The 23,738-nt window shown below is 34.3% G+C and carries 20 protein-coding genes; 5 read left to right on the top strand and 15 right to left on the bottom strand.

The genetic code is table 11. The features are described from left to right. Positions 1 to 189 precede the first annotated feature (189 nt). Positions 190 to 1,368 carry an AIR synthase related protein gene (locus CLV00_RS08420; protein WP_099716288.1) on the top strand — a complete coding sequence of 393 codons (1,179 nt, stop codon included), beginning with the start codon at positions 190 to 192 and terminating at the stop codon, positions 1,366 to 1,368. Between the two features lie 104 nt (positions 1,369 to 1,472). Beyond that, the gene (locus CLV00_RS08425; RefSeq protein ID WP_099714692.1) at positions 1,473 to 1,829 is read left to right on the top strand and encodes a hypothetical protein; all 357 of its coding nucleotides are present in this window, start codon (positions 1,473 to 1,475) and stop codon (positions 1,827 to 1,829) included. A 183-nt stretch (positions 1,830 to 2,012) separates the two neighbouring features. Here the strand turns inward: CLV00_RS08425 and CLV00_RS08430 are convergent, their stop codons facing one another. Continuing rightward, positions 2,013 to 4,853, bottom strand: coding sequence for a pitrilysin family protein (locus tag CLV00_RS08430; RefSeq protein ID WP_099714693.1), 2,841 nt, complete (start codon positions 4,851 to 4,853; stop codon positions 2,013 to 2,015). A 239-nt stretch (positions 4,854 to 5,092) separates the two neighbouring features. Between CLV00_RS08430 and CLV00_RS08435 the strand changes: the two genes are divergently transcribed. Continuing rightward, a complete protein-coding gene (locus CLV00_RS08435) occupies positions 5,093 to 5,689 on the top strand; it encodes a GNAT family N-acetyltransferase (RefSeq protein WP_099714694.1) in 597 nt (198 codons plus the stop codon). A 15-nt stretch (positions 5,690 to 5,704) separates the two neighbouring features. Here CLV00_RS08435 and CLV00_RS08440 read toward each other — a convergent pair whose 3' ends face one another. The 7 genes from CLV00_RS08440 to CLV00_RS08470 form a co-directional block, all read right to left on the bottom strand. After that, positions 5,705 to 7,858, bottom strand: coding sequence for a PAS domain S-box protein (locus tag CLV00_RS08440; RefSeq protein WP_099714695.1), 2,154 nt, complete (start codon positions 7,856 to 7,858; stop codon positions 5,705 to 5,707). Positions 7,859 to 8,181: 323 nt separating this feature from the next. Next, the gene (locus tag CLV00_RS08445) at positions 8,182 to 8,994 is read right to left on the bottom strand and encodes a class I SAM-dependent methyltransferase (protein ID WP_099714696.1); all 813 of its coding nucleotides are present in this window, start codon (positions 8,992 to 8,994) and stop codon (positions 8,182 to 8,184) included. A 79-nt stretch (positions 8,995 to 9,073) separates the two neighbouring features. After that, the gene (locus tag CLV00_RS08450) at positions 9,074 to 9,943 is read right to left on the bottom strand and encodes an AraC family transcriptional regulator (protein WP_158234592.1); all 870 of its coding nucleotides are present in this window, start codon (positions 9,941 to 9,943) and stop codon (positions 9,074 to 9,076) included. Positions 9,944 to 10,166: 223 nt separating this feature from the next. Beyond that, positions 10,167 to 11,819, bottom strand: a complete 1,653-nt coding sequence (locus CLV00_RS08455) for a serine hydrolase (protein WP_099714698.1) — start codon at positions 11,817 to 11,819, stop codon at positions 10,167 to 10,169. 78 nt (positions 11,820 to 11,897) lie between these two features. Next, entirely contained in the window at positions 11,898 to 12,707 is an 810-nt protein-coding gene (locus tag CLV00_RS08460; protein WP_099714699.1) for an AraC family transcriptional regulator, read from the bottom strand. Between the two features lie 189 nt (positions 12,708 to 12,896). After that, on the bottom strand, positions 12,897 to 13,334 hold the full coding sequence (locus tag CLV00_RS08465; RefSeq protein ID WP_099714700.1) for a VOC family protein: 438 nt from the start codon (positions 13,332 to 13,334) through the stop codon (positions 12,897 to 12,899). 193 nt (positions 13,335 to 13,527) lie between these two features. Next, on the bottom strand, positions 13,528 to 14,280 hold the full coding sequence (locus CLV00_RS08470) for a hypothetical protein (RefSeq protein WP_099714701.1): 753 nt from the start codon (positions 14,278 to 14,280) through the stop codon (positions 13,528 to 13,530). Between the two features lie 309 nt (positions 14,281 to 14,589). Here CLV00_RS08470 and CLV00_RS08475 point away from each other — a divergent pair, with 309 nt between their 5' ends. Continuing rightward, positions 14,590 to 15,393 carry a transposase gene (locus tag CLV00_RS08475; RefSeq protein ID WP_099714702.1) on the top strand — a complete coding sequence of 268 codons (804 nt, stop codon included), beginning with the start codon at positions 14,590 to 14,592 and terminating at the stop codon, positions 15,391 to 15,393. A 340-nt stretch (positions 15,394 to 15,733) separates the two neighbouring features. Here the strand turns inward: CLV00_RS08475 and CLV00_RS08480 are convergent, their stop codons facing one another. Continuing rightward, positions 15,734 to 16,705 (bottom strand): tetratricopeptide repeat protein, encoded by a 972-nt coding sequence (locus CLV00_RS08480; RefSeq protein WP_099714703.1) that lies wholly within the window; start codon positions 16,703 to 16,705, stop codon positions 15,734 to 15,736. 510 nt (positions 16,706 to 17,215) lie between these two features. On the opposite strand from CLV00_RS08480, the gene CLV00_RS08485 reads away from it, so the two are divergent. Continuing rightward, positions 17,216 to 17,656, top strand: coding sequence for a hypothetical protein (locus CLV00_RS08485; protein ID WP_099714704.1), 441 nt, complete (start codon positions 17,216 to 17,218; stop codon positions 17,654 to 17,656). A 139-nt stretch (positions 17,657 to 17,795) separates the two neighbouring features. Here the strand turns inward: CLV00_RS08485 and CLV00_RS08490 are convergent, their stop codons facing one another. The 6 genes from CLV00_RS08490 to CLV00_RS08515 all read right to left on the bottom strand — a co-directional run bounded on the left by CLV00_RS08490 (position 17,796) and on the right by CLV00_RS08515 (position 23,571). Continuing rightward, positions 17,796 to 18,959: a peptidylprolyl isomerase gene (locus CLV00_RS08490; protein ID WP_099714705.1), complete on the bottom strand. Its 1,164-nt coding sequence runs from the start codon at positions 18,957 to 18,959 to the stop codon at positions 17,796 to 17,798. 36 nt (positions 18,960 to 18,995) lie between these two features. Then, on the bottom strand, positions 18,996 to 20,123 hold the full coding sequence (locus CLV00_RS08495) for a peptidylprolyl isomerase (RefSeq protein WP_099714706.1): 1,128 nt from the start codon (positions 20,121 to 20,123) through the stop codon (positions 18,996 to 18,998). Positions 20,124 to 20,138: 15 nt separating this feature from the next. Next, a complete protein-coding gene (gene gldI / locus CLV00_RS08500; protein ID WP_099714707.1) occupies positions 20,139 to 20,792 on the bottom strand; it encodes a gliding motility-associated peptidyl-prolyl isomerase GldI in 654 nt (217 codons plus the stop codon). Between the two features lie 3 nt (positions 20,793 to 20,795). Next, complete coding sequence (locus CLV00_RS08505) at positions 20,796 to 21,800, bottom strand: bifunctional oligoribonuclease/PAP phosphatase NrnA (RefSeq protein ID WP_099714708.1); 1,005 nt, start codon at positions 21,798 to 21,800, stop codon at positions 20,796 to 20,798. A 69-nt stretch (positions 21,801 to 21,869) separates the two neighbouring features. Further along, positions 21,870 to 23,126: a voltage-gated chloride channel family protein gene (locus CLV00_RS08510; RefSeq protein ID WP_099714709.1), complete on the bottom strand. Its 1,257-nt coding sequence runs from the start codon at positions 23,124 to 23,126 to the stop codon at positions 21,870 to 21,872. A 34-nt stretch (positions 23,127 to 23,160) separates the two neighbouring features. Continuing rightward, positions 23,161 to 23,571, bottom strand: coding sequence for a RidA family protein (locus tag CLV00_RS08515; RefSeq protein ID WP_099714710.1), 411 nt, complete (start codon positions 23,569 to 23,571; stop codon positions 23,161 to 23,163). Positions 23,572 to 23,738: the final 167 nt, after the last annotated feature.

Below are 23,738 nucleotides of genomic sequence, written 5' to 3' on the forward strand. Positions count from 1 at the left end.
GTATTGATTTTTAAATGTAATAATCTAATAGTTAAAATTTTATGACAAATTTAATGAAATAAAACTACACTTTATGGAAGGAATGTAGATTTAACGAAACACTTGAAAACCCCATAGGCAAAACCCAAAAAAATAATTATCTTTGCCGCACAACTACCTGTCATAATGCAGGCTTCACAACTATACTACATGAGTTCAGATACTTCAAAAAGATATGCGCTTCGCGGTGTTTCGGCATCCAAAGAAGATGTTCATAATGCCATAAAAAACATTGATAAAGGATTATTTCCACAAGCTTTCTGTAAAATAGTCCCTGATTATTTAACTCAAGACGAAGATTATTGTCTTATCATGCATGCTGATGGAGCAGGAACTAAATCTTCTCTGGCATACATGTATTGGAAAGAAACAGGAGATATTTCTGTTTGGAAAGGCATTTCGCAAGATGCTTTAATCATGAATATTGATGATTTATTGTGCGTAGGAGCAACCGATAATATTTTGCTTTCTTCAACTATTGGAAGAAACAAAAACCTAATCCCGGCCGAAGTTATTTCAGCAATTATCAATGGAACAGAGGAGTTGATTAAAGAACTGGATTCTTTTGGCGTGACCATCCATTCAACAGGCGGTGAAACGGCAGATGTAGGCGATATTGTTCGAACTATAATTGTAGATTCAACAGTAACAGCTCGCATGAAACGTTCTAAAGTAATAGACAATGCTAATATTAAAGCGGGTGACGTAATTGTAGGATTGGCTTCTTTTGGTCAGGCTACTTACGAGAAAAGCTATAATGGCGGAATGGGAAGCAACGGATTGACATCGGCGCGTCATGATGTTTTCGGGAAGTATTTGGCAACTAAATACCCAGAGAGTTTTGACGCTGCAGTTCCTGAAGAATTAATCTATTCCGGGCAAGTAAAATTGACGGATGCAGTTGAAAATTCACCAATCGACGCCGGACAATTAGTGCTTTCGCCAACCAGAACCTATGCGCCAATTATCAAGAAAATTTTAGATAAATATTCTTCTGATGAAATTCATGGAATGGTACATTGCAGTGGTGGAGCACAAACTAAAATTTTACATTTCGTAGAAAAGCTACACATTATAAAAGACAATTTATTTCCGGTTCCGCCATTGTTCCAGTTAATTCAAGAACAATCTAAAACGGATTGGAAAGAAATGTACCAAGTTTTCAATTGCGGTCACCGTATGGAAATTTACGTTCCGGAAGCTGTTGCACAAGACATTATCGCGATTTCAAAATCATTCAATGTTGATGCTCAAATCGTGGGTAGAGTAGAAGCAGCCGATACAAAAAAACTTACTATTACCAGCGAATACGGGACTTTTGAATATTAAGATTGTTTAACCGTTGAATTGATTAATCGTTGATTGATTTAAACAATTAAACTTTGGTTTTTTGCCTAAACTTTTAAACGATTAAACCTTTAAACTTTTTTCCAATGTACGAATTACTTTTTTGGAGATATCAGGACGGAATTTATCTCAACCATCACTTGGTGTATGAAGCTCTTGTTGAGCAAGAAATCCTCGAAGGATTAGAGGAACTGCCAGTGACGGTTATCATCAATAGAATCAATTCGGTATTTTCAAACTGGGAAAAAGTAGACGAATTTAGTTGGAAAAACACGACTGGAAAAGGTGCTTTTCACATCAAAACGACATCGCAAAGCATACAAATCGATTGCTACGGAACCGAAGGTAAAACCATGAACCTTCTGGCGGATACTATGGAAGAATTCAAATGTCCGTTGTACGATCCGCAAATTCCGGTGCGTTACGACGAAATGAACGAGTAGTTTTTTTGGAGCTATCCCTAAGAATCGAGACAGCACTTCGTTACACCCCGATATTTCGGGATTCCCTTAAAAAATAATTTTTCTAAATCCTGAAAGGAGCTTCCGTTGGTCGCTCTTTCAGGACAAGAAAAATTATTTTTTTTCTGTTCGGGATTTTACTTCAATCCTGGCTAATACAATCAGTTATTTTATCGCCGTTTTATTCAAAAGAATTGGCGCTCCAAAACCAATTTGCTGCAGCTTTTTCAATTGCGTTTCAGCATCGCCTACCACTAAATAAATCATTTTATCAGCATTCAAATACGTATCCGAAAGCTTTTTTAGTTCTCCAATAGTAATCTTTTTTACAATGTTTTCCTGTTGTTTTGCATAGTCATCAGAGTATTTGTAGTTGCTGATGTCGTAAAGCATTTCCAGTTTAGATGACAGTGTTTCAAATGCTCTGGCATTACTTTTTATTAAATATCCTTTTGTAACCTCAAGATCATTCTCGTTGAAATTTTTTCCATATTGCGCTACAATTTCTTTGATTAAACTAACGGATTCAAATGTTACATTAGAGCGAACGCCACTGGAAATAGTAAACGGACCTTTATTGACAGAACCATTAAAGGAAGAATTGATACCATACGTATATCCTTTTCCTTCACGTAATTCTTGCGTTAATTGGGAGGCAAAGCCACCACCACCCAAACGGTAATTCAGGATTTGAGCGGGATAAAAATCAGCATCCGTAGCGGCAAGTGCGGGATATCCTATTCGGATAACCGATTGTTTTGCACCGGGAACATCGTAAAAATAAATTTTGGATGATGCTACGGTATTCGTAGTTGTTATTTTAGGAACCGTAACTTTTTTAGCTTCCCAGTTTTTATTTAAAGTCGCTAATGAATTAGTCACATCCGTTTTTGAAATGGAACCCACAATTTGAAAATCAGCAACAGACGGAGCCATGTTTTTAGTGTAATAATTTTTCAAATCATCAATCGTAATGCTGTTTACAGAATTTTCGTTACCGATGCGGTTGTTGGATAAAATAGATTCTGTTCCATAAATTAACTTCTTAAATTCATTTCTGGCAATACTATTTGGATCCGCTTTTTGTTGTATAATTTGGCTTAAAGTACTTTGTTTAATCAAATCAAATTCTTTGGCGTCCCAGCGAGGTTGCAGGATTATTTCTTGAACTAACGCCATAGTTTCATTGTAATTCTTTGCTAAGGTATTTCCTGAGATAAAAATAGATTCGTCAGTTGCGTATGCTCTAATGGTTGCTCCCAGACTCTCAATAGCATTCTCCAGTTGTTCCGGAGTTTTGTTTTTGGTTCCTTTTGTCATCAGTTCCGCCAGCATGGTTGAAACACCTATTTTATCGGTATTTTCAAGTAACATTCCGCCTTTAATCTGCAACTGAAATTGAACAAGAGGCACTTCGTGGTTTTCAATACCTAAAACGTTTAAACCAGATGACAATTTGCTTTTCCACACCGATGGTAATTTTACATCAGGGCTTTCTCCATACGCTGGCTCTACGCTTCGGTCAAATTTAGAAGGCGTTTTTTCATACGTAGCCGCAATGCTGGCATCAAATGAATCTTCTTTTCCTTCGATGATTTTTTCTTCAACTACAGCTGCTAATTCTGAACCGTCCAAGATTAAATTGGCTTCACCTTTTGGAACAAAACTTGTGGCCACAAAATGTTTTCCTTTGATGTATTTTTGATACACACGCATCACATCTTCAGTAGTTACCGCTAAAATATTTTTCACATCTTGATTAATATAATCTGGAGTTCCTGCAAAAATTTCATATTGCGCCAGTTGGAATCCTTTTCCTAATACGCTGGATAGATTTGTGTAAAAAGCGGTTTCCTGTCCGGCTTTAATCCGATTTAAATCCTGTTGAGAAATTCCTTCGGCTTCAAAGTTTTTAAAAGCTTCGTTTACGCCACTCATTACGTCATTCAAATTTGTTTTTTCAAAAGCAGTAACACTCAACATGTACTGACCTGCTATTTCTGAATTGTATTGGAAAACGTCAGTGGCATCGGTTAATTTTTTGTCTTCGACAAGGGTTTTGTACAAAGGTGCCTTTTTACCTTTTGACAGATAACTGGCTAAAACTTCCAAGGCATAACTGTCAGGATGGTATTCGTAAACCGAAGGCCAAGTCAGTGTGAGTTGCGGTAATTTGGCAAAATTATCTTCATAATACAGTTTTTTAGTTTCGGTCAATGTTACAGATTGTTTCTCCATTTTAGGAATTGCTTCCCCACGTTTTATTTCTCCAAAGTATTTTTCGACCCAAGCTTTGGTTTGTTTGACATCGAAATCTCCGGCAATTGTCAATGTAACATTATTAGGTACATACCAGCGATTGTAGAAACTTTTTACATCTTCCAGTGTGGCATTTTGTAAATCTTCTAAGGAACCAATCACATCCCAGCTGTACGGATGTGTTGCAGGGTATAAACTTTTAGATATTACAGAAAAATTGTGTCCATAAGGTCTGTTGTCATAACTCTGTCTTTTTTCATTTTTAACGACCTGTTTTTCTTTGGCTAAAACGGGTTCTGTTACCGTATTGATGAAATAACCTAATTTATCGGCTTCGGCCCAAATCATTTTTTCTAATGCGTCTTTAGGAACAGTCTGAAAATAATTAGTGCGATCTCTGCTGGTAGAACCATTGGCACCAGCCCCACCAATACGGGCACTCATTTTATCAAGACCTCCTTTACCCAAGTTTTCAGATTCCAAGAAAAGTAAATGTTCAAATAAATGTGCAAATCCGGTACGACCTGCTTTTTCTCTCGCAGATCCCACGTGGCTTGTCAAAGCAACAGCGACTACTGGGTCAGATCGATCAATATGCAGGATTACATGCAGCCCGTTTTCTAGTGTGAACTGTTCGAATGCTACTTTAAATTCTTTTGATTTATCTGTTTTACTTTGATTTTGAGAATAAGAACTGAATGCAGTAAAAAAAACGAAAGGAAGGATTAAAAACTGGATTGATTTCATGGATTAATTTTTAAAATTGGATTTCGTAGTTATTTATTTAGTGAAACTAATTTTTTGCTACCGATAACGAAATTAAGAAAATAAAAATAATAAATCTCTAAATCGTAAGAAGTTAAATTTCAATTTTTATATTAAATTTACGACTTGATTTAATGTAGTCTATCTTCATAAAATTCAATTTTAATACTTGAATTAAGTGATTAAAATAAATTGTTTTTTACCCATAACTGAATATAAATATGAGCTTAGTTTTATTCCAAAATACCATCCTAGAAGACGAAACTGTTTTATTGCGCCCATTATTGGAGTCGGATGTTGAAAATCTAATGGAAATTTCTATTAATGAACCTGAAACTTGGAAGTATTCCCTTGTTCAGGCAAATGGGAAGGAAAATTTAGAAAAATACATTCAGATTGCTCTAAAAGCCAAAGAAAACGGAGTAGAATTTCCCTTTATAGTTTTCGATAAAAAATCAGGAAAATATGCTGGAAGCACTCGTTTTTACGATATCAATTTAGAATTCAAAACACTTCAACTGGGTTATACTTGGTACGGAGGAGCGTTTCGTGGAACCGGGTTAAACAAGCATTGTAAATTTTTACTGTTGCAATTCGCATTCGAAACTTTAGGAGTCGAACGTGTTGAGTTTCGCGCTGATAATAATAACGAACGAAGCATTGCTGCCATGAAAAGTATCGGTTGTAAAGTTGAAGGAGTATTGCGCAATCATATGCCCACTCTGGGAAGTGATGCTCGGCGTGACAGTATTATATTAAGTATTTTAAGAAATGAATGGTTCGATGACGTTAAAGAGAATCTAAAAAGGAAATTATAGCGCATAGTTTCAGGCTTATATCAGCGTATCAGTATTGCCTTTTCGGAATCCGATTAATTGTCTGTATTTAGATTCTGATTCTTTCAAATCCTCCTCCATTTGTTTGTATTTACTGATGTCTTTTATCGTTACAACAGCTGCAACCACATTGTTGTTTTGATCGACTAATGGTCTGCCGCTAATCAGCACTCTTTTCTTTTCCTGTGCCATTGGATTCCAAAGAACTATTTCAACATCAGTAGTCACTTCGCCACTCAGCGCGCGTTCCATAGGTAAGTTTTGCGAAGGAAAAATGGTTTTTTCATCAGGGAAATAGAGTTCGAAATGATTGCTTAAATTAGTGGAAATTTTATCGTCTTCTTCGATTCCAAAAATCTCATTGGCCATATTATTGGCCATAATTATTTTTTTATCGGCGTTTGCCACAATAATTCCCTCACTTATATTTTCGACGATTAATCGTAATTTTTCTTCATTTTCATAGAGATTGTCTATGGCTTGTTGCTGCTCATTTTCGAGTTCTACAAGTTCTGTGACGTTTCGTCCAACAGAATAAAAAATGCCGTTCTGAAGATCCATATTGCTATTCCAATCCAGCCATTTATAAGAACCGTCTTTACACAAAAACCGTGTTCTAAAATTAACAACAGATTCTCCTTTTAGATGTTTTTCCAATACTTCTCCAGCAGTTTCCTTGTCGTCAGGGTGTATTAAATCCATGAATTTAATCCGATCCATGTCTTCCTGATTATACCCGAGAGTTTTTGTGAACGCATGATTGATTTTGATAAAATGATTTTCTTTGGCAACGGTTAAAATATCAAATGCCATGTCAAAAAACATATTTGCTATCTTCAAGGATTCTTCATTTTTAATCAATTCAGAAACATCTCTTGCCACGGCATAAATTATTCCTGTTTGAATGTCAATTGTGCTTGTCCAGTCAAACCATTTATAGGAGCCGTCTTTTAGTCTTTCTCGAACTCTGTGACTGATAACGGAGTCGCTGATTTGTAGTTTTTTAATTCCATCCATAAAGACTTTAGCATCTTCAGGATGAATAAAATCTAAAAATGGCTTGTTGATTATTTCTCTTTGATCGTATCCAAGTATTCTTGTAAAAGCAGGATTTACTTTTACAAATTTTTCGTTTTTAATGACAACAAACATATCAAAGGACATGTAGAAAAATGTATTAGCTACATTTAATGCGGTTTCAATTTCTTTCTGAGCGGTAATATCACTGGCTACAGCATATAATAATCCAGTTGTGACATCAGGAAATACAGACCAAATGAGCCATTTTATTGAACCGTCTTTACAAATGTATCTGTTTTCGAATTTTATTGATGGAGCTCCCGTTTGAAGTTTAGAAACTTCTTTTTGTGTGATTTCAATATCCTCCGGATGAGTAAATTCCAAAAAGCTTTTGCTTAGTAGTTCTTCCTCAGAATATCCTAAAATTTTACTGACTGCTGGATTCACTTTTACAAATTTATTCATAGAAGAAATAATCATCATATCTACTGACATGTTGAAGAATGTATCGGCGGCTTTGGAAGATTCTTCCAGTTTTTTTCTTTCGGAGATATCTGTGAAAATGCCACCAATAGCATAAATCCTTTTTGTGGCGTCATAGATTGGGAATTTTACAGCGATATACGTGTGCATTCCGTCAGATTGTTGAATTGTTTCTTCGGTTTTTAACTCTTTTAATGCTTTTACAACCTCAAAATCGGAGTTTCGGTAGACATCAGCTATTGATGCGGGTAAAAAATCATGATCTGTTTTGCCTATTATGTCTTCATTTGTGATTTTATATAAAGATTCAAATTGTTTATTAATCAACAGATATTCGCCATTTATTTTTTTTATAAACATGGGGCTCAAAGTATTGTCGATAATCGATTGTAGTAATTGTTTGTTTTCTAAAAGTAAATCTTGGGAAACGTTTTTAGCCCGAAGTTGGGACCGAATGATAAAATAAACAACGGTCAGTAATATAACAGAAAGAATGATTAATGCAATTTCTATCCAATTCAAAGACTTGTCTAAAGTTTGGTCTCTTTGTTTGTCAATCCTTAGAATAAAAATCCAAGCAATAGCAAAAACAACGAATAAATTGAGGATGAATCCAATGATTATTTTTTTTTCTAAAGAAATTTTCATAGTCGTACGGTATAAAAATTAAATAGTAGTAACCTCATTATCAAGAATTGATAATTTAAGTATAAGTGTATGAAAGTTAGTTAATTAAATTGAATTAACAAGTGATTTTTTCATATTTGTTGCCAAGTATGGAGCTAATCTATTTTAGGATTAAGAGTAAATAGGTATGCTTTTTTTGGATGAAACAGGGGATTTAAAACAGCAAAAGCCATGAATTAATCATGGCTTTTTGTATTATTGGTTCGCTATTGTGGACACAGTTTGCAAAACTACACGAACAATTGTGCGATATCAATGCGTTCTGGTTAACGTTTTTAATGCTTTCATATTGAAACATCTACTCGCAGGAAAGTTGCAGTTATATCAGTAGTATTTTTATCGAGACTTTTATTTTGGCTGATAAACAATGTTTCCAGTTCATTCTGAAGATCTAGAGCTTTACCATTCTTTTCAGCCGCTTCAAAAGCATTCATAGTTGGTCCATAATAGTTCTTGAAATTGTTCAAGAATTCGGTTGGAGAATATGGAGCCTTAAATGTAAAAGTATCTCTGGCAAATGCTATATTTTCTTTTGGTACTCCTGCATCTACAAAACGCTCTGTAACGTTTTCTTCAATACCCCAAAGCATTGGGCTGATAAAACTTTCTGGCGGTGGCGGTGTATAGGAAGAACTGATTTTTAATATTTGTGCCACTAATGTTGGGTCTCCTGGTATCCAGTTACCCATTACGATTCTTCCTCCAGGTTTGGTAACACGAACCATTTCCTTAGCCACATCAAAAGGTTTTGGTGCGAACATAGCTCCAAAGATGCTCACCACAAGATCAAAACTCTCGTCTTTTTGTCCATTCAAATCCGTTGCATCGCCTTCCTGAAAAGTACAATTGGTAAGTCCTTCAGCATTTGCCCTGATGTTTCCTGCAGCAACAAGATTACTTGCAATATCAACACCTAAAACATTGGCGCCAAGTTTAGCTTCAGGTATTGCCGTAGTACCATCACCACAACCTAAATCAAGAACGTTAAGATTTTTAGTAATATCCAGTTTGGCAACCAAAGTTGCTCCGCTTTCACGCATACTTTCTGCTATTCGCGTGAAATCGCCTTTTTCCCAAAGTAATTTGTTTGCATTCATGGCTTTTAATTTTTAGTTAATCAAAACTAAAAAACCTTTCGATAAACTGCTTTACTGCAAAGTTCATTTACTTGACTGTTCAGCTCAAAATATTTATAGCTCTCTTTATAGTTGAGGGAGATGTTCCGAACTTTTTGCTAAAAACTCTGCTAAAATGGGAGATGCTTTCAAAGCCACTTTCAAAAGCCGCATCACTGACTGATTGGACTCCGCTGGTAAGCAGGTGTTTGGCATGTTGTAATCTTTTCTCCATTAACCATTTGCCGGGAGAAGTATTATAAACCTTTACAAAATCTCTTTTAAAAGCAGATAAACTGCGATAACTTAATTTGGCAAAATCCTCCATTTTTAAATTAAAGCAAAAATTATCTTCCATAACCGATTGTAATGCTACCGTTTGTGGTGCATGGAGTAAGGAGCAGAAATAACATAATAAAGCTTCGTTTGTTTTGTTGTCTGCCAGTGTAAGAATTAGTTCTTTGAATTTAAGCTGCAATAGCGACTGGTCTGGAGGAACAACTGCATTGAAATAAGGAAGCATCGATTTAAAAAAGGAATGCACTGCTTCTGAGCTTTCAATGGGTATGATGGGATCATATTTTTTGTCAGATTGATGAAGTGCTGTTGATTTTGTTTTCAATACGTCACAAATGAATGTATCGGAAACGAAAAAAAGATAAAAGCAAAACTCTGTATCTAGAAACTGTTCTACAATTGCGGCTCCGCGTCTTATGAATACACAACTTCCGGCTTGCAAATCATAGGAACCATGAGGAGTGTGCCAAATTTTTTTCCCCTCTGCAACATATACAATGTAATTATTATGACTCCACAGGTCTGCAAATTTATCATCAAGCCTACAGTTATAAACCGTAAAAAGAGAATCACCACAACTTAGTCTGTGGCAACGGCTGGGAGTATCTACGATATATTGGTTTAAATTATACATCTGTATAAAATTAAAAAAAAATAATGACATTTTTAATATCAAATGCAGTTCTCACAATTTTTTTTAGGGTGTCATGTAACAATGACTGTTATAGTACACTCGTTTCACACAAGTGGGAATGTTTTTTACTAATATATTGATTTAAAATAAATTGCAAATATAAAATCAATTTTAAATGATACCTAAATCCCCAATCTTGACAAACGGCTGTTAGTGATGTTTTTTATTTCAGTATTGCAGGTAAAATATAGTCTTCCATTATTTTGTCCACTTGCGAATGCCCGTAAGGTCTGTTGAAAGCTTTTGCAGTAATAACAATCGTTAAAGGCACATCTTTGAAAATAAATATTTTGTTTCCGCCATTACCGGCACAATAAAACGTTTCATAATTTTTTCCGTTTACGGTATAGGTTTTGTTCCAAAAGAGGTAGCCGTAAAATTCATGCTCTCTTTCAGTAATTTGAATTTGTCTTGTAAATGTTTTATTGATCCATTCAGTTGGTACTATCTGTTGTCCTTTCCATTGTCCTTTATTTTTATAGAGCTGCCCAATTTTTGCAAATTCTAACGATGTCATTTGCAAACCACCAGCAGTATTAACCACATTTTGAGGGGTGTATTGCCATTGGTATTTGTCAATATTTAATGGTTTAAATAATTTTTTCTCGGCGTATTTTTCTAATCCTTCGGGTACAGATTTATTTAAAATATCCCCCAGTAAAACTACTCCTGCTGTAAAATAATCCCATTGTTTGCCATTTGATTTAAGGCTGTCCATAGGTAAATCTAATGCAAATTTGACCCAATTGTCAGTTGGATACATGTTTTCTTCATTTCCCGGCGACTCACTATTTGAATCTGAACCATTAAAAGCAGAGCTCATTGTCAATAAATCTTTCAGCTTGACACTATCTTTTTTTGCACTGTAATTTGAAAACTTAGTTAAATCGTAGAAAGTGTTTAAGGTTTGATTTTCATCTTTTATATATCCCTCTTTTATAGCAATACCCATCAATACAGAGGCAAAAGATTTTCCAACTGAGCGCGTGTCGTGCAATGTATTTCTATCAGCTTTGTTGAAGTATTCTTCTAATAAAAGCTTTCCTTCTTTTATAACAACAATGCTTGTAATTGCTTTGAATGAATTTTGGTGAATACTTTTGTTCAGTTCTTCAATTTTCTTTTTATCATATTGGGAATTAGATGTTTCAAAACCGCTATTATTAGCAATAGATTGAATCGCTATTTGTTTAGCCGTAATTTCAGGTGTTTTAATAATCAAGTTAAGATTGCCTGATGCGATTAAATCTCCCACTTTTGCGTCACTATTTTCATCCATTTTTACATAAGGTCGCAATTCTATGGTTAGTTTATGTGTTCCTATTGTTAATGCTTTTTCTCCACCATTGTTTTTAAACCTGTCAAATAAATAAATAGACCACCAATCACCACCGGCAGTATCAGTAAAGGGAACTCGAAATGTAGTGGTAGTGCTTTTTCTTAATCCGCAACCGTGATGGATATTTTCTTTATAAATGAGAGTATTGTCTACAAAAAATGAGAATTGATAATTGCCCTTAAGATTGAGTTCATCCGCAGATAATTCAGGTACAAGTTGATGCATGTAATTTGTAATTGAGTTTTCCATAAAAACTCTAATGTTCAAATTAGTTTCTTGCTTTAATTCAAGTGTTGCTAAAAAATCGGTTTCTTTATATTCCTCTACAGGAATATTACGGTCCATAAATGTAATTTTTCCAACATTGGCTCTGTGTAAATCTGAAGTAATTCCGTCAGTAGGTACAATATCTTTTGTTTGCGCAAAACTTGTTAGCCAAAATAGATTAACCAAAACGGTTATTAAAATTCTTTTCATAATTCTTTAAATATTTTAGCTACAATAGTATAACCAAATTTAGTTTTAAAATAGAACAGAATTAACATTCGTGAACTATTAAGTAAAAAGAATTTTTCTATATTCAGAAGGATTAATACCGTTTACTTCTTTGAAACAACGTGTAAAATGGCTTTGGTCAGAAAAGCCACAATCAAAAGCTATTGTGGTCAAATCCAGTTTTTTTTGTGAAATGAGCTGTAAAGATTTTTGGACTTTTAATTTTCTAATATATTCCCCGAGACTGGAATGGAAGTATTTTGAAAAATCTCTTGATAAATGAACAGGATGGACGTTCACAGTTTTTGACAAATATTCTAATGTAAGATTATCTGAAAATTGGTCATTCAGTATTAGATTTATTTCTGAAACCCAAGTCGGTTTTTTATTAGATTTAGATTGGTTATATCGAAGCATTTTTGTTAAAGTTTCTAATAACAGTGTTTGAATTGAAAGTGTTGTAGTGCTATCATCAGCTTTTGTCTCTCTAAAAATTTTATAAAGTAAAAATTTTAAATCTGGGTTTGCAATATTGATACTGCCTTCTAAATTCAGTGTGTTAAATTCCAAATCATCAAACCAATCTTTTTCTATTTCAATATGAAAACCTCTTGTAAATCCTTCTGGTTTAATGTTATAGTGTGGTTCTTGCCAATTGTGAAATAATAAACTACCTGCGGAACAATTATAAATTTCATTTTTGTTTCCTTCAATCACATTCCCTTGAAGTATAAAAGTAAAGTATGCGTTTTCGTGATAATGCCAATCTACTTTATCGTGAGTATAAATGGTATCGGTCAAAGTAATTCCCTCTAAATTAATAGTCTTATTAGTTTGTCCATAAAATTCCCCTTTTTGTAATTGCTTCATTAGTTGGTTTGGATTAGCATTTCGGTCCTCGAAAATAGCACATAACTTCTTTTGCTTGGCAACAATTGCAACAATTGGAATTGAGTTCTCTCGGCCGAACTAAACGAAGTTATGGAAATAATGGTTTCCTACAACAACTGAAACAGCAATTGCGTCAAATCCCTGTTAGGCATTCTTTGTTTAGTTCACTTATATTTTCCCGTTAAATTTTGGATCAAAATCCACCATCCATTCAATACCGAATTTGTCTCTAAACATACCAAAATAAGAGCCCCAAGGACTGTCACTAATAGGCACTTCAATATTTCCACCTACTGAAAGTCCGTTAAATAACTTATCGGCTTCTTCACGACTTTCTGCACTTATAGATATTTTTGACCTGTTTTCATTTTCATTTACTCGACCCATGCTTTCTGGAACGTCATTGGCCATTAAAATGTTTTTGCCAATGGGCAAGGCAATGAGCATGATTTTATTCGCATCATTTTCTGCTACTGGATATTCAGGACTCGATATGTCTTTTAAACGAATAATCTTGGCGAATTCTCCACCAAATACTGATTTGTAAAAAAGGAATGCTTCCTCGGCATTGCCATTGTAGTTTACATAAGGATTAATAAGTGCCATAATTTTTATTTTTTAATTGGTTCTCTTATCTAAAATCTTTTACTCGAAATCTCTAAGGCAAGGGTGTTACGATACAATGATGCCTAGCGTTGTATTACTACAGGGGGCTTGACAAATTATCCCAAATACAAAACCAACTTTCTATTAAGCCAAATGCTCAAATCCGTTGTAGTGGCTGTTGGCACCTGTTACTTTATAGATAAAACTGGCTTAAGAAACTCAAGTCATTCTTTTCTTTTGGATAAAAATATATTCCAATTATCAGTTTACTATTATCTGGGACTTTATCTTTTATACCGTTGTTAAAACTAGACCATTCACTTTTTTTAATAATTTCAGTTAGTTTTTGATCTATTTGATTTCCAAAACCACTAATTTCAGATACAGTTTTAATTGTCAAATCAGCACTGAAAATAATTTCATATATTCCGTACTCTTTATTAAGTTCAATTCCTTTAAATTGCTCTAAATCCGCGCTAATATTATTTTTTTCACGGTAATTTATTTTGTCGGTGAAAACTATGTTTTTTGACTTAAACATTTTTAATATTTCTAATTCTCGTTTTTGTCTTTTCGGGTTAGATTTGTTTATATATAGTAAACCAGAACACATTCCGATTATATATTTCCCATCTTTATCTTTTCGGGCATAAATAATCAATTCAGTATTTTCAGGAATAAATATAGAACAAGAACTCCCGATATTTCCATCACTTCTCCCTGTAACATAAATTGATTTTAAACTTTCTCCTTTAAAAAGTTCACTAATTAAAATGTCTGTCTTATACAGTTCTTTTGAGCTTTCATTTTTATAATTTTTAATAATTTTAACCTTAGCAACAAATTCAGATTCAATATATTTCTCTGTTATTTTAGGATCATTACAAGTGCAAGCGAACACTGCACCAGAAAATAGAAGTAATATTATTTGGATAATTTTTTTCATAAGTTTTGATTTTCTTTCGTAATTGGTGCCAACGTTTTGGCACTACAGCGGGTTTGGGACTAAATTAAGCCCTATTTTCGGATTTGCCATCCGAGCCTTTACTTTGTGTTAGAGTAAAAAACATTAAATTTATTCAAAGGAAAGCAGAGGTGAACTTTCACCCGAGCTAAGCTTAAGACTTAACTATCGCATTAGTCCTCTGCCTTCTCCTTGAACCCGTTGAATTGCTTCAAATAGAATGATAGACATCAAGGTCTAATAAAGGCTCTAAAGAAGTTCAACATTTTTGTTTATCCTAAATCCAAAGTTATGAAAAACTATTTATTTTATGTGGGTATTGATATTTCAAAACTAAAATTAGATATCACTATTCTTGATGTTTCTTCTTTGAAATCGGAACATTTTGTTGTTGAAAACAACATAAAAAGCATTAGTCTGTTTGTCAAAAATCTAAGCAAGAAGATTGACATAAATCAAACTCTTTTTTGTTGTGAAAACACAGGGGTTTATACCAATCATCTTTCGTCTGCTTCAATGGATTTAAAGTTAGATTTATGGATTGTCCCAGCCGTTGAAATAAAAAGATCAAAGGGGATTTCAAGAGGAAAAACCGATAAATCAGACGCTAAAGATATTGCCTATTACAGCTATAGAAATATTGACAAACTCAAACTTTTTACTTTGACAGCTATAGACATTCAAAAACTAAAAATTCTGTATACCGAAAGAGAAAAAATGCTTAAATCATTATTGCTTTTAGAAACAACTAAGGAAAATAAGGGTTTTGCAAGTAAAGAAGTTTTCAAGGAAGTATCATCAATCAATCAAAGTTTAACCAAAACCATTAGAAATGCTATCCGCAAAATAGAAACCAAGATGAAAGAAATCATCAAAGCAAATGCTCAGTTGAACAAACAGACTCAACTCATCAGAACCATTCCTGGAATAGGGGAACAAACCAGCATATATTTAATCATTGCCACAAAAGGATTTACGGCTTTTAAAAATTGGAGACAATTTGCCTGTTATTCTGGAGTTGCCCCATTTGAATGCAGCTCCGGCTCTAGTATAAAAGGCAGGACTAAAGTAAATCATATGGCTGATAAAAAATAAAATCCTTGCTGCAAATGTGCGCTATGACCACATTGAAGTATGATCCTCAATTAAAAGAATATTACAATAAGAAAAAGGCTGAAGGAAAAAATTCTATGCTTGTTTTAAACAATATTAGATGCAAACTTATAAGCAGGGTTTTTGCTGTCATTAACAGAGAAACTTCATATATAAACACGTATAAATTTGCATCGTAGTTTTAACAATTTTTACTTGTTTTTCATCATAGAATGCGATAGCGAACAGGCGCAGCAAATCATTCCAAATACAAAACCATCTTTCCATTAAGCCAAATACCCAAATCCGTTGTAGTGGCTGTTGCCAGCAGTACAAGTTGATACTATTGATATATGATTTTTGCAGTCTTAAAAAAATTAATCCATTTGTCTTTTAAGTTTGCAGGGACTGTTGATTCTTTAACCGCTCTAAAATTTATGTATAATGATGTTTTGCCTTGTGTTATATACCAAAGTTGTGATTCAGGATTTTTGTAGTCTTTAGATTTAGGACTTTCGATAGTAAAAATTATCCAAGGATATTCTACACTTTCATCTTTTTCAATAAATGTTAATTTAGCTTTTGGAGAGCTTTCTTTTAACCTTTCAAATTGCATTGCCATTGCTTTATCCATAGGTATATTTTTTGCACCTTTTATAGATATCATGGTTCCAATTTCTGTCCAATCATCAAAGGTTTCATTTGAAGGAATTAGTTCAAGCATTGCCATTTCATCGTTTTCTTGGTTACTTCCAATTTTCCAGTTTTCACTTTCTGGCCAATGAAGAGATAAAGATTCGCCATCTTGTTGTTCATTACCACAAAATTGACTTAAGTATTTATCAGCTTGTTTATCTCCAATTTCTTTGGCTTTATTAAAATCTGAGCAAGCACCATTTTTGTTTCCTGTTTGTGCTCTGATTTGTCCACGTAAAGTCAAGGCATTTGGAAATTTTTGGTCGAGTTCTATTGTTTTGTCAAGGTCGGGCAAAGCCTCTTGATATTTTTCTTGACTTACATAAACGCTCGCTCTACTATAAAATGCTTTTATAAAAGTCGGGTCAAGCTCAATTGTTTTGTCAAAGTCTTTTTTTGCCGATTTAAAATTTTTTAAACCAAGTTCGCAAACTCCACGATTATAATATCCAACTTTTAAATCTTTATCCGCTTTGATTGCTTTACTATATTCTTTAATCGCACCTTCATAGTCTTTTGAGTTGTGCTTTTCGATTCCACTTTTCAGAGATTCATCTGCGGTTTGTCCAAATGTAGTTGACAAAAATGCGAATGCTATAATTGTAAAAAGTTGTTTCATATTTATGGTTTTGGTTTTATGTATTGCTGGCAACTAGTATATAGGTCTGATAAAATCAGACCTATCACCCCAAACTTAGAGAGATAGGTCTGACGAACATAATACATTTATTCCTTATCAAATATATTAAAATTTTCTTACAAATCATCGAAAAGGCTTTTCATTTGCTGGGTACTTTTTGAATTTACATGAGACTAATTTAGTCGTTGTTCTCACTTATTTGCGTGAGGGATAAAAGTGGAAATCCTCCCGATTTTTCTTCGGGAGATTGCAACGGATAGCCCGACCCGATTTTTTAGCGGGTCACGCCCAAATTGTGAATTTTAGAATCAGTAACAGTATTTGTTTGACACTAATTTTTAAATAAAAAGGTAGTGGACTTTGCGAAAAACTTTGCGAACTTTGCGGTCAAATAAAATGATATGAAAGGAGCATAACGCAAACTCGAAATAAACACCGAATGCGTTGTCCGAATTGCATATTGCTTTAAAAAATAAATATAAACTACGTATGAAAATAAATCCAAAAAACGGAATTGATAAGCTCATTTTCGGAATGAAACAAAATGATGTTACCGCTATTTACGGGAAACCAGACAGGAATTACAAGGACGAGGATGATAATGTGATTTTTGCTTACAACAAACTAAAAATGCGTTTGACTTTCTACGTTGAGGAAGAATTCAAATTGGGTTATATCGTGGCATCTAGCCCGGAACTGGATTTGTTTGGGAATAAAATTATCAATAGAAAAATTAGCGAAGTCAAAAAAGATTTGGCTGCCAAAGGAATCACTAAATTCACTCAGGAAGAATTTGATACGTTTGAAAACTATTTCAATGAGGAAAACTGGATCATTTTTCAAACGGAATTTGATGAGGTTGTAAAATTTGAGATTGGTGCAATTATCAATCAAAAAGATGAATTTGATTGGAAATTTGGAAAAAAATAATAGCAAAATGGAATGCTGATGATGGAGATTATCACCAATTTCCATTGGTTTAATCTGTACTTTTTAGCAAATAAATTATAAAAAGAAACCCGATAGATTTTTAAGTCTGTCGGGTTTTTTATTTGTGTTTTTTTGAAATTTATTGTTTTGGAGTTGCTTGTTTTTCCAGCATTTCCAATTCAAAAACAAGTGTTGTATTAGGCGGAATAACGCTGCCGGCACCTCTTTCTCCATACGCCAGATTTGACGGGATGAAAACGACTGCTTTGTCTCCAAAGGACATGTTCTCTAAGCCTTCAATAAATCCCGGAATCATACCGTCTTTTTTTCCGGCTTCAAAAGGGAATGCTTGGTATCCGTTTTGTGCGGCACGGTTTGCATCATATTTTCCGTAGTTTTTACAAACGTCTTCATAACTGCTGTCAAAAAGGGTTCCATCTTCAAAATAACCGGCATAATGAAAATAAAATGTAGTTCCGTTAGCAGGTTTTACACCTGTTCCTTTTTGTGTTATCTTATATGCTAGTCCTGATGGAGTAGTGGTTGCTGTTGCTTTTGTAGCGGCTAAATATGCTTTTTTAGCAGTAATAACCGAAGCCACTTTCTTTTGATCTTCAGATTTATTGTTGAAATAATCCGAGAACACTTTTGGGGCATCAAATTTTTTGGCTAAAACTCCTTTTCTAACGATAGTAACTTTAGTAATCACATCATTTGCAGCAATGGAGTTCACCACATTCATTCCCTCAGTAACATGACCAAAAACAGTATGTTTGCCGTCTAACCAAGGCGTTTCTTTATGGGTAATGAAAAACTGGCTTCCATTGGTAGTTGGTCCAGAATTAGCCATAGAAAGTATACCTGGTTTGTTGTGTTTTAAGTCGGTAATTTCATCCTTGAACGCATAACCCGGTCCACCTGAGCCATTTCCTGAAGGGTCTCCTCCTTGAATCATGAAGTCTTTAATCACACGGTGAAATTTTAAACCATCAAAAAATGGTTTTCCTTTTAGTTTTTCATTGGTTACAAAAGTATTTTTACCTTCAGCAAGCGCAATAAAGTTAGCTACGGTAACCGGAGTTTTTTTGTATTCTAATTCAAGCACAATATCTCCTTTGTTAGTGGAAATTGTTGCAAAAATTCCTTCGATTACTGCTGGTGCTTTTACTACTGGTTTCACTGCTGGTTTTACAGCAGCTTTTACTGTTGTTACAGGTTTTTTTACCGGAACAGTTTTCTTTGTAGTTTGAGAATGCAGGTTTAACATTCCCACAAATAATAAAAACAGAATTTTAAATTTCATTTTTTAAGTATTTTAAGGTCTAACTTTTTTAATCGGTTATTGTTGTGGCATTGTTTCCAATAATTCAATTTCGAAAATGATATTAGCACCCGGAGGAATTACTCCACCAGCTCCCGCTTCACCATATCCTAATCGAGATGGGATAAAAAGTATCGCTTTATCTCCAAAAGATAATTGCTCCAATCCTTCAATGAAACCAGGAATCATGCCATCTTTTCTTCCGAATTGAAAAGGGATAGGTTGGTACCCATTTTGAGCCGCTCTGTTTTCGTCGTATTTACCAAAAGTTTTAGAAACACTTTCTACACTGGCATCAAATAATTCTCCGTCTTCCAGAAAACCAGCATAGTGTATGAAAACATTGGCTCCATTAGTAGGTTTTTTGCCGCCGCCTTTCTTAGTGATTACGTATTGCAATCCAGTAGGTGTTTTTGTTGCTTTTGCTTTTAAAGTAGCAAAATAAGCAATTTTTTGCTCACGAACTTCTTTGTATTTAGCGTCGTAGATTTTTTTGTTTTCAGCATCAATCGCTGCTTTTTTCTTTTGATTTTCAGATTCTACTGAAAAATAATCATTGAATGTTTTTACGGCATTAAACTTTTTAGCCGCTTCACCGTTTCTGATGATGGTAACTTTAGTAATGTAATCATTTTGTACAATCTTGTTCACAACATCCATTCCTTTGTCTACCACATGACCAAAAATAGTATGCTTTCCGTCTAACCAAGGTGTTGCAAGATGCGTGATGAAAAACTGACTGCTATTAGTTGTAGGTCCGTTATTGGCCATAGCCAAAACACCGCCTTTGTCAAATCTTAAATCTGAAAACTCGTCTTTAAATTTATAACCGGTATCTCCTGATCCTGTTCCTAAAGGATCTCCCGTTTGAATCATGAATTCCGGAATTACTCGGTGAAATTTTAATCCGTCAAAAAATGGTTTGCCTTTAAGTTTTTCATTGGTGACAAATTCATTTTTTCCTTCGGCTAAAGCCACATAGTTGGCAACGGTTATAGGTGCTTTTTCGAAATCTAATTGTACAATTATTTCCCCTTTATTGGTTTCTATTTTTGCATATAAACCATCAGGAAGATTGTTGTGCTCTTCTTTACAAGAGTAAATTGAAGCAATAACTAGGAATGCGAATAGGATCTTTTTTTTCATTTCTAAATTTAATTTTTATTGGGTTATAGTGTCTTTGGGTTTTATTACGGGTTTGGTTTCCTGCTTGGCAGGAGCAGGGATTGCTTTTAGTTGGACTTCACTTTCTTTCTTATACACTGCTTCCGATTTGAAATCTCGTAAAGTTACCGTGCAAATCAAAGGTTGATTGGTGCCAATTTTTTTGTCGTCACCATGATAGCCATATCCCATATTTGACGGAAAAAGGAAACTCACTTTTTCGTTTTTTCGCATTAATTTGATACCGTCACGCAATCCCATCATGATGTTTTGTTTGTCTACATAATAGATTTGAGGCCTTAATTCCAATTCAGAATAGATAACGGCACCTTTTAAATCTTTTATTTCGTAGTCAAAAAAAGCGACATCACCTTTTTTTGGAGTAAGGGAATCAATCTCATTTTTCGTCTCATAAGTATACCAATATCCTTTTTTGGAAGCGATATATTTTACATTTGGATTGCTTTTGATTAAAGCCTCAATCTCGGTTTCTTCACTGGCAACCAGTTTTTTATTGCGCGCGATTGATTTCTTCATAAAGCTTCCCGAAGTCTGTGAAATAGGCTTTCTAGCATCCTGATGCTGCTTACAGCTTGAAGCAATTATGGATAAAAAGAATCCAAATACGATTAACGTACTAAATTTTGACATCTATTATATTTTTAGCTTTGTTACTAAATCTTCAAATTTTCGAATCGTTTCTTCCATCGATACTTCTGATTTTCCACCGGCAGCATTACGATGTCCGCCACCATTGAAATGATCTCTGGCAAATTGATTGACATCAAAATCACCTTGTGAGCGGAATGAAATCTTGATGATTTTTTCTTCTTTATTTTCGATAAATATAGCAGTAAAAACGATTCCTTTTATACTTAATCCGTAGTTTACAATTCCTTCTGTATCGCCTTTTACATAATCAAAGGCATTTAACTCGTCTTGAGTAAGCGTAGTGTATGCGGTTTGATGTTCTGTTAAGACTTTCATGTTTTGAAGCGCTCTGCCCAATAACTGTAATCTTCCAAAAGAACTGTTGTCAAATAATAAGGTTGGAATCTCCGTGTTTTCAACACCTAAATCAATTAATTCAGCAATAATTCGATGGGTTGTTCCAGTTGTTTTTGGAAAACGAAAAGAACCTGAATCAGTAAGAATTCCGGTATAAATACAAGTTCCTATAGTTTTATCGATATCCTCTTTTTTTCCAAGAAATAAAATGAAGTTATAAATCATTTCACAAGTAGATCCAAACGAGGTGTCAGAATAGGTAAATGTGGCATAATCATCTGGTTTTTGATGATGATCAATCATGATAAATGGCGCTTTTAGCTTGGCTAAAACATGCTCCATTTCACCGGTTCGGTGCAAAGCATTGAAATCTAAAGTGAAAATAAGTTCCGCTTCTTCCAGTATTTTAGTACAGTTTTCTTTGTCTTTTTCGTATATTTTTACGGTTTCTGAGCCGGGCATCCACGCCAGAAAATCAGGAAATTCATTGGGAGAAACCACCACAGGATGGTGATTGTTTTTTAATAAAAAATGATATAATCCTAAGGTAGAGCCCATAGCATCTCCATCAGGACCTCGGTGTGGGATTATTGCAATTTTTTTTGGAGTTGATAATAACAACTGTATCGCTTGAATGTCTTGTATTTTCATAGATTGCGAAATTACATTTTTTTAATGTAATGTTGAAATCATTTGTGTAATTAACAAACTTTTACAATGTCACAAAAGTTCTATATTTTTTCTTCTTACTTTTTGATACAACTTGTATTTTGCTCCTTTTACTATTTGAGCATTATAAATCCCCACTGACCCCGAAGAAAAATATGCGATAATACAAGCAATGCCAATAAAAACACCACTTTCTATCCCAAAAAGTTCCATTCCCATGACCGTACAAGCAATAGGAGTGTGGGTTGCTCCCGAAAAAATGGCTACAAATCCCATTCCTGCTAAAAGTGCAATAGGTAAAGGAACTACAACCGATAAAGCGCTTCCCAGTGTAGCACCAACGAAAAATAGCGGAGTCACTTCGCCACCTTTGAATCCTGCTCCGAGCGTGAATCCTGTGAATAGTATTTTTAAAATAAAATCATACGAAGCATTTGGATTAGAAAAGGAATCAACAATAATTGGAACTCCTAAGCCGATGTATTTTGTAGTTCCAATGCAGTAAATAACCACCGCAAGAATTATTCCTCCAATGAAAGGACGAAGCGGAGGAAAGGATATGGTTTTTGAAAATAAATGACCCCAAAAATGGGTGCTTCGAGAAAATAACATAGCTGCTAAACCAAAAAGAATACTGACTGGAATTATCCAAAATAATGTGGTAAAACTCATTTCGGGGATAATTGGAATACTATAATGAGTGTGTTTTACCTGCCAAAACTCAACAGTGAAATAAGCGATGTATGCTGTCAAAAAGGACAATGGAATGCTTTTGTAACTGATTTTGCTAAAATAAAGGACCTCCAAAGCAAACAAGGCTCCAGCCAAAGGTGTTCCAAAAACGGAAGCAAAACCTGCACTTATTCCCAGAATGATTAATGTCTTTCTGTCGGTAGTATCAAGCTTGAAGATGCTTGTAAATTGATCGGCGATGGCGCCACCCATTTGTACTGCGGTTCCTTCACGACCCGCTGAACCTCCAAAAAGATGCGTGATTAAGGTACCAAAAAGTACTAATGGAGCCATTTTTAGAGGAATTGTTTTTTGAGGATTCTCGTATTCTTCCAGCAATAAATTATTGCCTTTAACTATAGATTTACCCCAATAATAATAGAGCAATCCTATTATGAGTCCGCCTATTGGCAAAAGCCAAATTATCCAGTTGTTGTGTTTCCTATATTGTGTAACCCAATCCAGTGCCACTAAAAAAAATGCTGATGCCGATCCAGAAAAAATGCCTGTCAATACACAAATGAGAATCCATTTGAGTGTGACAAGCATTATTTTTTTAGTATTTTCTAAATTCATTACCTTAATTGAAGAAGTATTTTTTACAAAAGTATTATAATCCTTCCTGAATTAATGGTTTTTCAGAAGCTATAGCTGTAAATTCGATTTCAACTAAATATTCAGGTGCTACGAGTTGATTAATTCCGTAGAAACCAGTGGTTGGTTTTATGTCTTTAAAAAACTTGGCATGAGCGGTTGCAACAGCTTCAAATGTAGAAACGTCAGTAGTAAATATGCGGGTACGAATGACATCTTTCATGCTTACATTCAGGTCTTCCAGAACTTTTTCTACGCGCTCTAAAATGTTTAGTGTTTGGGCATGAGCATCGTCAGCTTTTACTTTTTCACCATCAACAATGGCTACCGTTCCTGATACTTCAATGATGTTTCCAATGCGTACAGCACGGCAATATCCCATTTTGTCTTCCCAAGGTGAACCTGTCAATATGTTTTCTCTTTTCATTTTAATTGTGTTTAGGTATTATTTGCATTGTTTAAATGCAATTTTTGGTGTGGCATAATATTTGCAATTTATAAAAAATACTGAAATGAAAAACAGTAATTTTTAATTAAAAACTTCAATTTTTGCTGAGAATTGTTAGAATATTTTAGGTTCTAAAAGGCAATAAA

The organism is Flavobacterium sp. 11 (assembly GCF_002754315.1).
In the GTDB taxonomy this organism is placed as follows: domain Bacteria; phylum Bacteroidota; class Bacteroidia; order Flavobacteriales; family Flavobacteriaceae; genus Flavobacterium; species Flavobacterium algoritolerans.

Excerpts from the sequence above, each read along its gene's own strand:
- CLV00_RS08440 (WP_099714695.1), bottom strand. The coding sequence starts at position 7,858 with ATGAAAATTTCTTTAGAAAAAAAAATAATCATTGGATTCATCCTCAAT.
- CLV00_RS08485 (WP_099714704.1), top strand. The coding sequence starts at position 17,216 with ATGAAAATAAATCCAAAAAACGGAATTGATAAGCTCATTTTCGGAATG.
- CLV00_RS08455 (WP_099714698.1), bottom strand. The coding sequence starts at position 11,819 with ATGAAAAGAATTTTAATAACCGTTTTGGTTAATCTATTTTGGCTAACA.
- gldI (WP_099714707.1), bottom strand. The coding sequence starts at position 20,792 with ATGTCAAAATTTAGTACGTTAATCGTATTTGGATTCTTTTTATCCATA.
- CLV00_RS08450 (WP_158234592.1), bottom strand. The coding sequence starts at position 9,943 with ATGTATAATTTAAACCAATATATCGTAGATACTCCCAGCCGTTGCCAC.
- CLV00_RS08420 (WP_099716288.1), top strand. The coding sequence starts at position 190 with ATGAGTTCAGATACTTCAAAAAGATATGCGCTTCGCGGTGTTTCGGCA.
- CLV00_RS08475 (WP_099714702.1), top strand. The coding sequence starts at position 14,590 with ATGAAAAACTATTTATTTTATGTGGGTATTGATATTTCAAAACTAAAA.
- CLV00_RS08460 (WP_099714699.1), bottom strand. The coding sequence starts at position 12,707 with ATGAAGCAATTACAAAAAGGGGAATTTTATGGACAAACTAATAAGACT.
- CLV00_RS08510 (WP_099714709.1), bottom strand. The coding sequence starts at position 23,126 with ATGAATTTAGAAAATACTAAAAAAATAATGCTTGTCACACTCAAATGG.
- CLV00_RS08465 (WP_099714700.1), bottom strand. The coding sequence starts at position 13,334 with ATGGCACTTATTAATCCTTATGTAAACTACAATGGCAATGCCGAGGAA.
- CLV00_RS08480 (WP_099714703.1), bottom strand. The coding sequence starts at position 16,705 with ATGAAACAACTTTTTACAATTATAGCATTCGCATTTTTGTCAACTACA.
- CLV00_RS08490 (WP_099714705.1), bottom strand. The coding sequence starts at position 18,959 with ATGAAATTTAAAATTCTGTTTTTATTATTTGTGGGAATGTTAAACCTG.
- CLV00_RS08435 (WP_099714694.1), top strand. The coding sequence starts at position 5,093 with ATGAGCTTAGTTTTATTCCAAAATACCATCCTAGAAGACGAAACTGTT.
- CLV00_RS08505 (WP_099714708.1), bottom strand. The coding sequence starts at position 21,800 with ATGAAAATACAAGACATTCAAGCGATACAGTTGTTATTATCAACTCCA.
- CLV00_RS08445 (WP_099714696.1), bottom strand. The coding sequence starts at position 8,994 with ATGAATGCAAACAAATTACTTTGGGAAAAAGGCGATTTCACGCGAATA.
- CLV00_RS08470 (WP_099714701.1), bottom strand. The coding sequence starts at position 14,280 with ATGAAAAAAATTATCCAAATAATATTACTTCTATTTTCTGGTGCAGTG.
- CLV00_RS08515 (WP_099714710.1), bottom strand. The coding sequence starts at position 23,571 with ATGAAAAGAGAAAACATATTGACAGGTTCACCTTGGGAAGACAAAATG.
- CLV00_RS08495 (WP_099714706.1), bottom strand. The coding sequence starts at position 20,123 with ATGAAAAAAAAGATCCTATTCGCATTCCTAGTTATTGCTTCAATTTAC.
- CLV00_RS08430 (WP_099714693.1), bottom strand. The coding sequence starts at position 4,853 with ATGAAATCAATCCAGTTTTTAATCCTTCCTTTCGTTTTTTTTACTGCA.
- CLV00_RS08425 (WP_099714692.1), top strand. The coding sequence starts at position 1,473 with ATGTACGAATTACTTTTTTGGAGATATCAGGACGGAATTTATCTCAAC.